Origin of the sequence: Lishizhenia sp., from assembly GCF_033720595.1 — a bacterium.
Lineage (GTDB): Bacteria > Bacteroidota > Bacteroidia > Flavobacteriales_D > Crocinitomicaceae > Lishizhenia.
This window is the reverse complement of record NZ_JAWWCF010000081.1, coordinates 1-12,158: the sequence shown is the minus strand read 5'-3', so window position 1 is coordinate 12,158 and position 12,158 is coordinate 1. Positions and strand designations below refer to the sequence as shown.

15 protein-coding genes are annotated in these 12,158 nt (G+C 36.6%); 7 read left to right on the top strand and 8 right to left on the bottom strand.

The annotated features are described in order from the left end of the window. A partial coding sequence (locus R3333_RS07495) for a DPP IV N-terminal domain-containing protein (RefSeq protein ID WP_318958167.1) occupies window positions 1-771 on the bottom strand: 771 nt, incomplete at its 3' end. Between the two features lie 158 nt (window positions 772-929). On the opposite strand from R3333_RS07495, the gene R3333_RS07490 reads away from it, so the two are divergent. After that, window positions 930-1,646, top strand: coding sequence for a DUF3575 domain-containing protein (locus tag R3333_RS07490; protein ID WP_318958166.1), 717 nt, complete (start codon window positions 930-932; stop codon window positions 1,644-1,646). Window positions 1,647-1,716: 70 nt separating this feature from the next. Here R3333_RS07490 and R3333_RS07485 read toward each other — a convergent pair whose 3' ends face one another. Then, on the bottom strand, window positions 1,717-2,607 hold the full coding sequence (locus R3333_RS07485) for a 3-hydroxybutyryl-CoA dehydrogenase (RefSeq protein WP_318958168.1): 891 nt from the start codon (window positions 2,605-2,607) through the stop codon (window positions 1,717-1,719). Between the two features lie 170 nt (window positions 2,608-2,777). Between R3333_RS07485 and R3333_RS07480 the strand changes: the two genes are divergently transcribed. Then, complete coding sequence (locus R3333_RS07480; protein WP_318958165.1) at window positions 2,778-3,227, top strand: DUF2147 domain-containing protein; 450 nt, start codon at window positions 2,778-2,780, stop codon at window positions 3,225-3,227. A 2-nt stretch (window positions 3,228-3,229) separates the two neighbouring features. On the opposite strand, the gene R3333_RS07475 is transcribed toward R3333_RS07480, so the two are convergent. The 3 genes from R3333_RS07475 to R3333_RS07465 are packed head-to-tail and all read right to left on the bottom strand — an operon-like array spanning window position 3,230 to window position 5,459. Beyond that, window positions 3,230-4,150 (bottom strand): DUF58 domain-containing protein, encoded by a 921-nt coding sequence (locus R3333_RS07475; RefSeq protein ID WP_318958164.1) that lies wholly within the window; start codon window positions 4,148-4,150, stop codon window positions 3,230-3,232. A gap of 36 nt (window positions 4,151-4,186) precedes the next feature. Further along, on the bottom strand, window positions 4,187-4,831 hold the full coding sequence (gene nth / locus R3333_RS07470; RefSeq protein WP_318958163.1) for an endonuclease III: 645 nt from the start codon (window positions 4,829-4,831) through the stop codon (window positions 4,187-4,189). Window position 4,832: 1 nt separating this feature from the next. Next, the gene (locus tag R3333_RS07465; protein ID WP_318958162.1) at window positions 4,833-5,459 is read right to left on the bottom strand and encodes a tetratricopeptide repeat protein; all 627 of its coding nucleotides are present in this window, start codon (window positions 5,457-5,459) and stop codon (window positions 4,833-4,835) included. A gap of 16 nt (window positions 5,460-5,475) precedes the next feature. Between R3333_RS07465 and R3333_RS07460 the strand changes: the two genes are divergently transcribed. Then, window positions 5,476-5,724, top strand: a complete 249-nt coding sequence (locus R3333_RS07460; protein ID WP_318958161.1) for a hypothetical protein — start codon at window positions 5,476-5,478, stop codon at window positions 5,722-5,724. Here the strand turns inward: R3333_RS07460 and R3333_RS07455 are convergent. After that, on the bottom strand, window positions 5,699-6,814 hold the full coding sequence (locus R3333_RS07455) for a T9SS type A sorting domain-containing protein (protein ID WP_318958160.1): 1,116 nt from the start codon (window positions 6,812-6,814) through the stop codon (window positions 5,699-5,701). The two genes, R3333_RS07460 and R3333_RS07455, sit on opposite strands and share 26 nt — an antisense overlap. Window positions 6,815-6,946: 132 nt before the next feature. On the opposite strand from R3333_RS07455, the gene R3333_RS07450 reads away from it, so the two are divergent. Next, window positions 6,947-7,405, top strand: a complete 459-nt coding sequence (locus R3333_RS07450) for a hypothetical protein (protein WP_318958159.1) — start codon at window positions 6,947-6,949, stop codon at window positions 7,403-7,405. A 90-nt stretch (window positions 7,406-7,495) separates the two neighbouring features. Further along, window positions 7,496-8,569 (top strand): DNA polymerase IV, encoded by a 1,074-nt coding sequence (gene dinB, locus R3333_RS07445; RefSeq protein ID WP_318958158.1) that lies wholly within the window; start codon window positions 7,496-7,498, stop codon window positions 8,567-8,569. Here the strand turns inward: dinB and R3333_RS07440 are convergent. Both R3333_RS07440 and R3333_RS07435 read right to left on the bottom strand, forming a co-directional pair. Further along, window positions 8,555-8,983, bottom strand: a complete 429-nt coding sequence (locus tag R3333_RS07440) for a hypothetical protein (protein ID WP_318958157.1) — start codon at window positions 8,981-8,983, stop codon at window positions 8,555-8,557. The two genes, dinB and R3333_RS07440, sit on opposite strands and share 15 nt — an antisense overlap. A 63-nt stretch (window positions 8,984-9,046) precedes the next feature. After that, window positions 9,047-9,991 carry an SPFH domain-containing protein gene (locus R3333_RS07435; RefSeq protein WP_318958156.1) on the bottom strand — a complete coding sequence of 315 codons (945 nt, stop codon included), beginning with the start codon at window positions 9,989-9,991 and terminating at the stop codon, window positions 9,047-9,049. A gap of 126 nt (window positions 9,992-10,117) precedes the next feature. On the opposite strand from R3333_RS07435, the gene gap reads away from it, so the two are divergent. Together gap and bla are read left to right on the top strand one after the other, a co-directional pair. Then, window positions 10,118-11,113 carry a type I glyceraldehyde-3-phosphate dehydrogenase gene (gene gap / locus R3333_RS07430; protein WP_318958155.1) on the top strand — a complete coding sequence of 332 codons (996 nt, stop codon included), beginning with the start codon at window positions 10,118-10,120 and terminating at the stop codon, window positions 11,111-11,113. Window position 11,114: 1 nt separating this feature from the next. Continuing rightward, window positions 11,115-11,843, top strand: a complete 729-nt coding sequence (bla, locus tag R3333_RS07425; RefSeq protein WP_318958154.1) for a subclass B1 metallo-beta-lactamase — start codon at window positions 11,115-11,117, stop codon at window positions 11,841-11,843. The last annotated feature ends 315 nt before the right edge of the window (window positions 11,844-12,158 follow it).

The following is a 12,158-nucleotide window of genomic DNA, read 5'->3' as shown; positions in this document are numbered from 1 at the left end:
GTGCAAAGTGATTTTACTGTTGTCTTCTCCGGTTTTAGGATATTTATAGGTGTATGGTGTTGGGTAAAGGTCCTTGTACCACTGCATAGTAAATTCCTTAACATCAGTTTCGTCAAATTTTAAATATGCGATGTTACTTCCGTCGGGAGACCATTGGAAACCTTTGGTTAAGGCAAATTCTTCTTCATTTACCCAATCGGTAGTCCCATTGATAATTTCATTGATCTTCCCATCTTTTGTTACTTGCTTGATGTTACCAGATTCTAAATCTTTGATGAATAAGTTGTTTTCACTTACGTATGCCACTTTGCTACCGTCAGGAGAGTATTCTGCTAAGGTTTGAGGGTAATGTTCTTCGTCCAAAGGTGCAAGCTCCTTCGTGTTTAAATCATACACATAATATAAGGCATCAAATGAACGTCTGTATTTTTTTCTCGTTTCTGTAGTAAATAACATTTTACTTTCATCTGAATTGAAAAAGTAATTGTCAATTTTCAATACTTCACCTCTGAAGAACAATGTACTTCCATCTACAATTAATTCTTCTTTCTTTTCGTCTGTAAAGGAATATTTATAGATAGATTTTATTTTTCCTTCTTGTTTGAATTGAGTGTAGTGCTCACCATCATTGGTAGAACGAAAACCTGCAACGCTATTTTCTACAAATTCGTAATCTTTCCAGATGGTTTTTACATCCAATTTTTTGGATTGAGCGAGCGTACTTCCTAGTGTCGCTACTGATAAAATTGCTACTAATAAAATGTTCTTCATTGTCTAAAATGTGTCTTTTGCGAAAATAATTAAATCTTCTGAATAGCTATGTTACACAGGTTTCGTCAATTGAATTAAAAAAGAAACGAAGATTTAACATTTTTGGCACATGACTTGTAATTCAATTTTCGTAAATTGAACTAATAAAATTTAAAACCATGAAAAAGAAAGCCTTAATCCTATTAGGAGGATTAATCATTTCGGCTGTTTCCGCTTATGCTCAAACCGAAAAGGTTTATGTAGTGAACAAAAAGTCGAGATTTTTTAAAACTCCACCATCCGAAAGAATCGAAGTAGAGCACATGAATGTGATTAAATTTGATTTATTAAATCAGTTAAACGGAGAAATGCGTTTTTCCTATGAACACGTGATAGGCGATAAATCGTCTTTTGAGATAACTGCCGGTCCGAACGTTAGTAACATTTGGTCAGGAAGATTTAGTTCTCAGTACGGTGGAGAAGTTGGGAAACTGGGAGTATCTGCAGAACTTGGCTTCAGATATTATCCTCTAAGAGATTTGTCTGCATTGAATCAATTCTATATTATGCCTGCGGTTGGGGTAAAACACTTTAACACAGAATATCATGCGCCTCAGTTTGAGGGACAAATCACACCCGATCCTTTTTTGGGGAATGAAACAAGAATGTATTACACCTTTAATGTGGGATATCAGCACTGGGTTTCTAAAACACTGTCTATCGATTATTTCATAGGTATGGGCTTAGCTCAAATAAATGAAAATTCAGCGTATTCAACGTATTTCTATGATGGATCAGGTCAAGGAACTAGTGAATGGGTAACAAGTAGTTCTAATTTCCCTTCTATGCAAATTAATGCCGGACTAAGATTTGGTATTGGTTGGTCATCACTTTAAAATAATTTGAACGGATACAAAAAAGGGCGTCTAAAACTTAGACGCCCTTTTTATATGTTTTGAATTGTGTTTACTTCTTAAAGTTATCCGCAACAATCAAATCTTTAGTACCGTGCGTCCAGCTGTAGAATCCTTCTCCAGATTTCACACCTAATTTACCTGCAGTAACCATGTTAACTAATAATGGACATGGAGCATATTTTGGATTTCCGAATCCTTCGTACAATACTTCCATAATTGCAAGACATACATCCAATCCGATAAAGTCAGCCAATTGCAAGGGTCCCATAGGATGAGCCATGCCTAATTTCATTACGGTATCAATTTCTTCAACACCTGCAACACCTTCATGTAAAGTAATGATCGCCTCATTAATCATAGGCATCAAAATTCTGTTAGCAACGAATCCAGGGTAGTCGTTTACTTCTACAGGAACCTTGTTTAAGTTCTTAGAAGTTTCCATAATCAAGTTACATACTTCATCAGATGTAGAGTAACCTCTAATAATCTCTACCAATTTCATTACAGGAACTGGGTTCATGAAATGCATTCCTATTACTTTGTCTGCTCTATTTGTAACGGCAGCTATTTTAGTAATAGAAATAGAAGATGTGTTGGTTGCAAGAATTACATCATCAGCAGTTACTTCACTTAAATTCTTAAAGATTTTCAATTTTAAATCAACATTCTCAGTAGCTGCTTCAACTACTAATTGAACATCTTTAACACCGTCTTCCGTAGAAGTGAAAGTAGTGATGTTGTTTAAAGTGTTTGCTTTATCATCAGCAGAGATTTTTTCTTTTGCCACCATACGATCTAAATTCTTAGTGATCGTAGCAACACCTTTCTCTAAACTCTTTTCTGAAATATCAATCAAAGAAACTTTATATCCACATTGAGCAAAAACGTGGGCAATTCCATTCCCCATTGTTCCTGCACCAATTACTGCAACATTTTTTATCATCTTATAATTTTTTGGTGTCGTAAAATTAAAAGTACTTTTCTAATATCCCAAGGAACTCACGTCTTTATAAATACGGTAAGATTTTTGTTTTTATGCATGCAGATGTTTTTGAATTGTGAAAAAATAAATAACTTGTAAGGGTTAAACCTTAATTAAAACAGAATTATATGAAGAGTTTATTGCTTGTTTTTAGTTGTGTGCTTCTCATGGGAGCTACAACGAAATCTACTACTACGTCTCCTACCATTTTTGGAAAATGGATTACTATTGATGACGAAACCAATAAAAAGAAGTCTGTAGTAGAGATTTTTGAGAGAGATGGGAAAGTTTACGGTAAAATTGTAAAACTTTATCCTAGAGAGGGAAGAGGTCCCAACCCAAAGTGCGATAAATGTACTGACGACAGAAAAGGAGAGCCTTTGGTGGGATTAGAGATTATTCGTGACATGGAAAAAGATGATGATGAATACGAAGATGGAACCATTTGCGACCCGGAGAACGGGAAGATTTATGATTGCGCAATGTGGTTAAATGAGGATAATTCTAACCGTTTGATGGTAAGAGGATACCTAGGATTCTTTTACAGAACTCAAATTTGGGTAAGACTTCCTGAATAAAATTAATAGAGTTTACTGCGTTTTATCATGTACTGTGTTAAAACGCTTTGTAAATCATCATGTATATCAATAGTTATAAAGTCAACAGCATATTGTTGACTTTTTAGTTTAATAGCATCAAAGTATTTCTTCGATTGATCTGCGTAAGCCTCTTTAATCTGGTTGGGTTGAAGTTTCATTTTCTCACCTGTTTCCATATCAATGAGTACGTGAGGTTTATTGTCTAAATCGAAATTCAATTCTCTTTTTTCATCTACCACTTGGAAAATGATGACCTCGTGTTTGTTGTGTTTTAAATGTTGGATGGCTGCAAAGTAATCGTCCACTTTTTCAGGATCATCTAAGAAGTCAGAGAATAAGATGATCAAGCTTCTTTTGTGGGTTAATTCGGCAATGTCATGCAGCAAAGCACTGGCATCTGTAGAAGTTCCTTTATCCTTATTGAAGTTGTGTAGTTCTTTTTCTAATTCCGCGTACAAAAATTTATGATGACGCAGTGAGGATTTTGCAGCGGTATGAAGCGTTAAATCTTCTTTCATTAAACTTAATCCAACAGCATCTCTTTGTTTTTTTAATAATTCAATCAATGAAGCGATAGCATATACGGCGTAATGCATTTTGTTCATTTCCTCCTCTAAAGGGAATTGCATAGAACTGGAACAGTCTAAAACAATCTGGCACCTAAGGTTTGTTTCCTCCTCGTATTTTTTGGTGAAAAGCTTTTCGCTTCTCGCATATAATTTCCAATCAATATGACGCGTAGATTCTCCTTTATTGTAAAGTCTATGTTCGGCAAATTCTACAGAGAAACCGTGAAAAGGACTTTTGTGAAGCCCCGTAATGAAGCCTTCAACCACTTGTTTGGCCAATAACTCTAAATTACCGAACTGTACTAAGTCTTCTCTTTTAATCCTTGTTGCCATAAGGACCAAGATAAGAAAAAAGAGGGGGGATGTTGATTATTTATAATCTTTTAAGACAGATTTTCTTCCAATAGCCACGGTAATGTAGTCCTTATCTAATTTTGGTGATCTAGCCGGAGAATATTCTCTTCCGTAAAAAATGATTTGAAGGTGTAATTTGTTCCACAATTCTTTAGGAAAAATCTTCTTGGCGTCTTTCTCTGTTTGATCTACATTTTTACCATTGGTTAATCCCCATCTGTACATTAATCTATGGATGTGCGTGTCAACCGGAAAGGCAGGAACACCGAATGCCTGGGCCATTACCACACTCGCTGTTTTATGTCCAACACCCGGTAATTCTTCCAAAGCTTCAAAACTCTGCGGAACGGTTCCTTGGTGTTTGTCTAACAAGATGTGAGAAAGGTCATAGATAGCTTTGGACTTGCGCGGAGATAAACCACAAGGTTTGATGATTTCTCGAATTTCCTCAACATCCAACTTTACCATATCAGCGGGGTTATTGGCTTTTGCAAATAGTTTTGGAGTAATCTGATTAACGCGTTCATCGGTGCATTGGGCAGACAAAAGTACAGCTATTAACAAGGTGTATTCGTCTGTATGATCTAAGGGAACTGGAGTTTCTGGATATAATTTTTCTAATTCTTCAACTACAAATTCAGCTTTCTCTTTTCTTGTCATGTTATTTTACCTTAAATCCGTTTTTGATAAAACTAACAAATTCTTTAAACGTGCTTTTATCTGTGAGGATTCTCGAAAGAAATTTACCCTTGGTCAATTCCTTTTCTTTCTCAATTTTTTTAGGTTGAATTTTTACTCCATTTTCAGGTTTTGGAGCAGGAGCATTTTGATTCATTTCGGCCTCTTCTTGTGCCATTAACTCTTCAAATTGCTTTTCGTGTTTTGCTACCTTATCGGCCTTAGCAAAATGTTTGTCGGCTTTTTCTTTGTATCCTTTTTTCTCTAATAAAATGCCCAAATTGTTGTTGGCCACGGCATCTTGAGGGTCCAATTCAACAGCAATTTGATAGTCTGCAATAGCTCCATCAGTATCTCCGAAGAAATCTCTTGCATAAGCGCGTGAAGCGTAACGGTAACTGTATTTTGGATCAAGTTCAATGGCAAGATCAAAATCCTTCATTGCCAAATGCTCCTGTTGCAAGTGAATATATAATACAGCTCTATCATTGATGATTTGTGCATTGTTTGGATGTTCTTCCAGAGCTTTAGCAAAGTGTTTTAAGGCTTTGTCTAATTCTTTAGCATCTATGAATTCCTGAGCTTTTTTATGATTCGCGTTGACAAACATTTTCTATCTTCGTTTTATGGATCACAAAGTTAAGGACTTTCCGCAATATCGAAGACTGTTTAATGGTAAGTCATATTACAAAATAACGAGTAGTAAGGAATTTATTGAATTACAACAAGTCGGAGAGAAGTGGTTTCGCTATGAAATAAAAGCGGCGCAATATTTCGAAATACTGCGCCTTAATGATATGTTAGCTACAAATGATCTTTATCATCCCGTAACTGCTGATGATTTTAAGCTTATTGAACAACAAATCGCTGAGTAGTTCTGGTTGCATTACTTTCAATTACAATTTGATAAACTCCTGCATTCAATTGTTCTACATTGATGTTTTTACGGTCTTTAGCTTGTAGTACAAGTTGACCTTTGAGATCAAATATTTTTACCTCGAACTTTTCTCCTGTCCCTGTTAAAGCTATACTTCCAGAGCTAGGGTTAGGGTAGATATTTATCTTCTGACTTTCTAGGTCTGCTGTATGAACTGTATTTCTTGGGTTGGGATGCTGCCATTTGCGTAAAAAATTCCATGTCTCAATAAAGTGGTTGAAGTCGTTGACGGGTTGTATATAGAAATCGTGATCTCCACCATTTGTTCTCCAGTGTTCTAAAGATCCATCTGCCGTACAACCGTTGTATACAAACCTATCTGTTGTTAGTCCATCATTTGCACTATCTGCAATGCGCGTAGAATCTTTGCTTCCATTACAGGTTTTCTCTGATTCCCACCACGCAATTGTCTCCGTAGCAAGACTCAAGGTTGGAAGTGGATTACTATCGTAGGGAACAGTTCCATCTGCGGTACCGTGGAAATGAATAACAGGGGTAGAGTAGTTAGGATTACAGTTTGCCATTACGCTGGTGGCCATAGGTCCAAAAATACATCCAATAGCCGCAAACCTGTCGTTCAAATCACAAGCTAATTTATAACTCATTATACTTCCCATAGATACCCCTGCTGCGTATACTTTGGTTAAATCTATGTTGTACATAAACAGGGCTGTATCTATCATTAAATTCGTGAAATAGATATCGTCAGCTGTAGGTGAAAGACCTGTTTCATTGTTCCATCCCGTTTGTCCTAAACTATTGGTTCGTCCTCGAGGATACATAAGAACCACTCTGGCTGTATCTGCTATGGCATTAAATCCTGCAAACGTTAAGGTTTCATTATTCATGCCCAAACCATGATAAACAATAACAAGTGGTAAAGATTCTGTTTGCGGGTCAAAATTGACGGGTAAATAGGTGATGAAATGGCGTTCAACTCCATTTACCATTAAGGTATCTGAAAATTGTTGTGCCTTAAGTGTACACATACTAAATACACATACAAGAAGTAGGATAGCTTTTTGCATAGGGTTCATTTTTTTTCTAAAGTTACATAATTCTTGTTATTCACTTTTCAAAACTCAAAATGTGGAAATAAAATTTTGTAAATCAGTTAATAAAGTCGTAAATTGAAGGGTAATCAAAAAAAGAAAAGGACTATGAAGAAACGAAACTTTACGTTTAGATATGGCCTCTATATTTACCTCAGTATAGTTGCTTTTTTTGCTCTAATGAAAGTATTTAATCTAGAGGATATAAGTGAGTTGAGATTAGTCAATTTTGTGTTTGTGATTTATTTCGTAAATAAATTAATCGTACGAAACTTCATAGAAGATGACAAAGTTGGGTACCTCTACAATCTCCGCACTGCATTTGGTGCTTCAGCTACAGCTGTTTTTTTAAGTTGTGCGAGCATGTTAGTATACACCACCTTCATATCTCCCGAATTTCCGCAAGTTTTGGAAGGAAGTTTTTTATTCGGTAAAGATTTGACAGGTATGCGTGTAGTACTCGTGTTATTCTTGGAGGGAATGGCCTCCTCAGCGATCGTAGCTTTTTCATTGATGCAGTATTGGAAAAATTATAAGCGGGAACACAAAAATGTCGCTTTAGATTAAAATCTAAATATAGCGCGGCCTTAAAACCGCAGGAATCATTGAAAGGTGGGAGTTTTACTTCCACCTTTCTCTTATTTTTGTACCCTGGTAATGGCTGATTTTAGAAAAATAATACACGTAGATATGGATGCATTTTATGCGTCTATTGAGCAACGTGATAATCCTGATTTACGCGGTAAACCCGTTGCTGTTGGTGGAAATGCTGAGCGCGGTGTAATTGCTGCTGCAAGCTATGAAGCGCGCAGGTTTGGTGTGAAATCTGCGATGAGTTCTATGAAGGCTGCACGCCTTTGTCCTGATCTCGTTTTTGTACCACCACATTTCGATAAATATAAGGCAGCTAGTGAGGAAATACGTTCGATTTTTCAACGCTACACGGAATTGATAGAACCTTTGGCTTTAGATGAAGCTTTTCTAGATGTATCCAATCATCCTATGCAATCTGCAACTTTTATCGCCAAAGCGATAAAAAATGATATTTATGAAGCCATGGGTTTGGTGGCATCTGCAGGCGTTTCTTACAATAAGTTTTTAGCGAAAATTGCCTCTGATCAGGACAAACCTGATGGACTCTTTGTAATTTCACCTGAAGAGGGAGCTGCTTTCGTTGAGGAGTTATCGGTAGATAAATTCTTTGGAGTTGGGAAGGTAACTGCTCAAAAAATGAAAGAACTAGGTATATATCATGGAAAGGATTTATTAAAATTCAGTGAACAAGAGTTAAGTACCTATTTTGGAAAGGCAGGACATTTCTTTTATCATATCGCCAGAGGAATAGATCATAGACCTGTAAAGGCACATAGAGAGCGTAAAAGTATAGGGGCCGAACGAACACTTAGTGAGAACATTTTAGAAAGAGATGAAATAGAATTTCAATTGAAAAAGGTAGTAGACGCCCTTTGGAAACGCTATGAGAAATCTGAGAAAAAGGGATATACACTGTCCATTAAACTAAAATTTGCAGATTTTTCCCAATTGACCCGTGCTTACACTGGAAATAAAGAATTGATTACAAAAAATGAAATCTGGAATTTGGCGTTGCAATTGATCGTTGATAATTACGATAGAAAAATGCCTTTGCGTTTATTAGGGGTTGCCATATCAAATTTCAATGATGATGGTGAAGCGAAAAAAGAAGAGGTTGTGCAGTTAAGCTTGCTCTGATTTATTCCGATTAAAAAGGATCCAAAGAAAGGAAAAGAGAACAGCATAAAGGGTGAAAAACAATGCGCTGATCAAAAAGTCTGAATTGGAAAAGATTTTTTCTGGAACCTTACCCTGCACCACAGCATTGATAGGGGTGATGCCTACAGCTAGCCATAGGGAAATGTAAGCAGCACTGAATGAAAAGTTCAAGAGCTGTTGTACGATTACATTCTTACTGTTGTGCAATCCAAAGAATTTAAAAGGATAAAACATCATGTATTTTAAGAAACGCTCTAACAATAAAGCACCTACTATGATGAGTAACCATTTGATGGGGATTTGAATTTCTTGTGTGATTTTATAGTCCAGGAAATAAGCAGGTACCCAGAGGATAAGAAGGGTTAGAAGACCTATGAATAAAGATTTAAGCATGCCGTGTATACTTGAAAATTGGGAAGAAAAACTGCCGATCTTTCAAAGACCGGCAGAGAACTATTAATCATTGTCTTTTTGATCATCATCGTCGTCTGTGAACTCATTGAGTTTTTCTCCAATAAATGTTCCTTGAATGATTTGATTTTGAAAATCTTGCATCGCTCCAGGCGAGTGAGGAATCAAAATAGACGTGTTTTTAGAGTTAGAACCTACGTTGTTGATGGTGTCAAAATACTGTGTTAACAATACAAATTGCATTACTTCTTCGTGCGAAACATTTTTCAAGGTTTTTTGGAAATCTTCTACAGATTCTTTGAATCCTCTCACTATTTCTAAACGTTGACGAGCAATACCTTCACCAGAAAGTCTTTTCGACTCTGCTTCTGCTTCTGCCTCGGCAATAATTGTAATTTTTCTACCCGCTGCTACTTCCATGGCAGCTTCTTTGTCTCTTTTTGCCGCATTAATACGGTTCATAGATTCTTTCACTTTGTGGTCGGGGTCTATGTCGGTAATCAATGTTTTAATAATCGTGTATCCGAATTCCTCCATGATTTCGGCGATGTTAATACGTACGGCTTTAGCTATATCGTCTTTTTTTGCAAAGACGTCGTCTAATTCTAATTTAGGTACCTCAGCTCTAACGTCATCAAATACATAAGATGCAATCTGACCTCTGGCATTGTCTAAAGAGTAGTAAGCATCTCTAACTTTCTCTCTTGTGACTTTAAACTGTACAGAAACCTTTAAATTGACGAATACATCATCCATTGTTTTTGTTTCTACCCCAACATCTAATTGTTGTACCCTGAGGTTTACGATATCTACCTTTCTATCAATAAAGGGTATAATGAAATGTAACCCTGAATCACATATTTTATTGAATTTTCCTAAGCGTTCTATGACCGCTGAGGTTTGTTCTTTTACAATGACAATACTTTTGAAAATCAGCCCAGCAATAATGGCGATTATGGCAGCATTGAAAATTAAGTCTGTTTGTACCATGATTTAATGTTTTTTCTAAATGTAAAGATTAAATTTGGATAATAATGGAATTAATGTCAAAAATATTAGCACAATTTTACGAGAGGCTAATTTTAATGACGAACTAGGTAAAGACACATATACAGAATGATAAATATTGGAATTAATGGTTTTGGAAGAATTGGTCGTTATTTAACCCGATTAATTTTAGACAGAGACGATATTAACCTTGTACAAGTAAATGATTTGGCCGATATAGAGACGTTGGCGCATTTACTTAAGTACGATAGTGTACATAGAGGTTTGAAGCATTCCTTTAAGGTAGAGGGGCAGCGTTTGGTTTTTGAAAATGGCAAACAAATCACTTTTACCCAACATAAAGATCCCGCTCAAATTCCTTGGAAAGAAATGGGTGCAGAATTGGTGGTGGAGTCAACAGGGATTTTTAGGACAAAAGAATTAGCATCTCAACATTTGATAGGGGGAGCCCAAAAGGTAATCATAAGTGCACCCGCGAAAGGAGAAGATGTGAAAACAATTGTTTTAGGTGTAAATGATGAATTAATAGATGGAGCAGAAGTAGTACTTTCTAATGCATCTTGTACTACGAATTCTGCCGCGCCTATGATAAAGGTGATTAAGGAATTGTGTGAAATTGAAAGTGCCTATATCACAACTGTTCACAGTTATACCACAGACCAACGTTTACACGATGCTCCTCACGCCGATTTACGTAGAGCCCGAGCTGCAGCACAGTCAATCGTGCCTACAACCACAGGTGCAGCTAAAGCATTGACCAAAATATTTCCAGAATTAGAGGGACACATGGGGGGGTGTGGAATCCGCGTTCCAGTTCCAGATGGATCTTTGACGGATCTAACCATTAATGTAAAAGCTAACCCTCCGAGTGTAGCCGCTATTAATGCAGCGTTTAAAAAGGCAAGTGAGGGAGAATTAAAGGGGATTTTAAGTTATATAGAAGATCCAATTGTTTCTACAGATATATTAGGTAATCCACACAGTTGTGTATTTGATAGTTTGTTGACTTCTGTAGTTGGAAACATGATAAAAATAGTAGGCTGGTACGATAACGAGGCGGGCTACTCTAACCGTTTGGTTGATCTAATTCAAAAAATAGCCTAGTATGAAAGCGGCTTGGTTGGTGTTATTAGTACCCCTGTGTTTTGCTTGTGGTATTCAACCACAAAATTTAGACAACACTACTGTAATTTTAAATGTAGTGGAAGTTGCACCTAATACCTACAGACATTTAAGTTTTTTAGAAACAGAGAGTTTTGGTAAAGTAGGCTGCAATGGGATGGTTGTTGTTGAAAAGGGAGAAGCAATAATTATAGATACCCCAACGAACGACGAAGCGTCTCATGATTTAATGCATTATGTACAGAACATATTAAAGGCTAAAATCAAGGCGGTGGTGGTTACTCATTTTCATGAAGATTGTTTAGGAGGACTAAAGTACTTTCACGAAAGAAATATTCCATCTTACAGTTTTCACCTTACTGCTGCGTTGGCCGAAAAGAATGGAGTTGAAGTTCCTCGACATCACTTTAAAGATTCTTTGCGTATATCAGTAGGGATGCATGATGTTGAACTTTATCATTTGGGAGCAGGTCATACGGTGGATAATACCGTAGTATACTATCCAACATCTAAAGCTTTGTTTGGAGGATGTTTGGTAAAATGCTTGGGTGCTGGTAAAGGTAATTTAGTGGATGCTCGTGTTGAGGATTGGTCGCAAACCATAAAAAAGGTACAACAAAAATTCCCGGATGTAGAGCATATTATCCCAGGTCATGGTAAAGATGGAGGGAAGGAATTGTTGGAATATACCCGAGCGCTTTTTGCCCAGTAGGAGGTAGAAGTATGCGAAATTCATTTTTCTAACGAACCTCAAACAGGGATGGTATGAAAAGTTTGCGCAGAAAAGGGGAATGATGCTTGGCTGTTAAAGGCGACCCTAGAAGCCTTTGAGAGCTTAGGAAGAATTGACCTTTTAAAGTAAACTTGTAAGTACAGCCCGGCCGTTTGCCAAATAGAAATGATATTCAAAGATTTTTGATTCAACGATTCAAGAATATAATTATTCAATTGTACAAAGATAAAGTGATGCTGAAGGAATCTCTGAGCATGCTTTGATATTTAGTGAACATAGTTTTGTCTAATCATC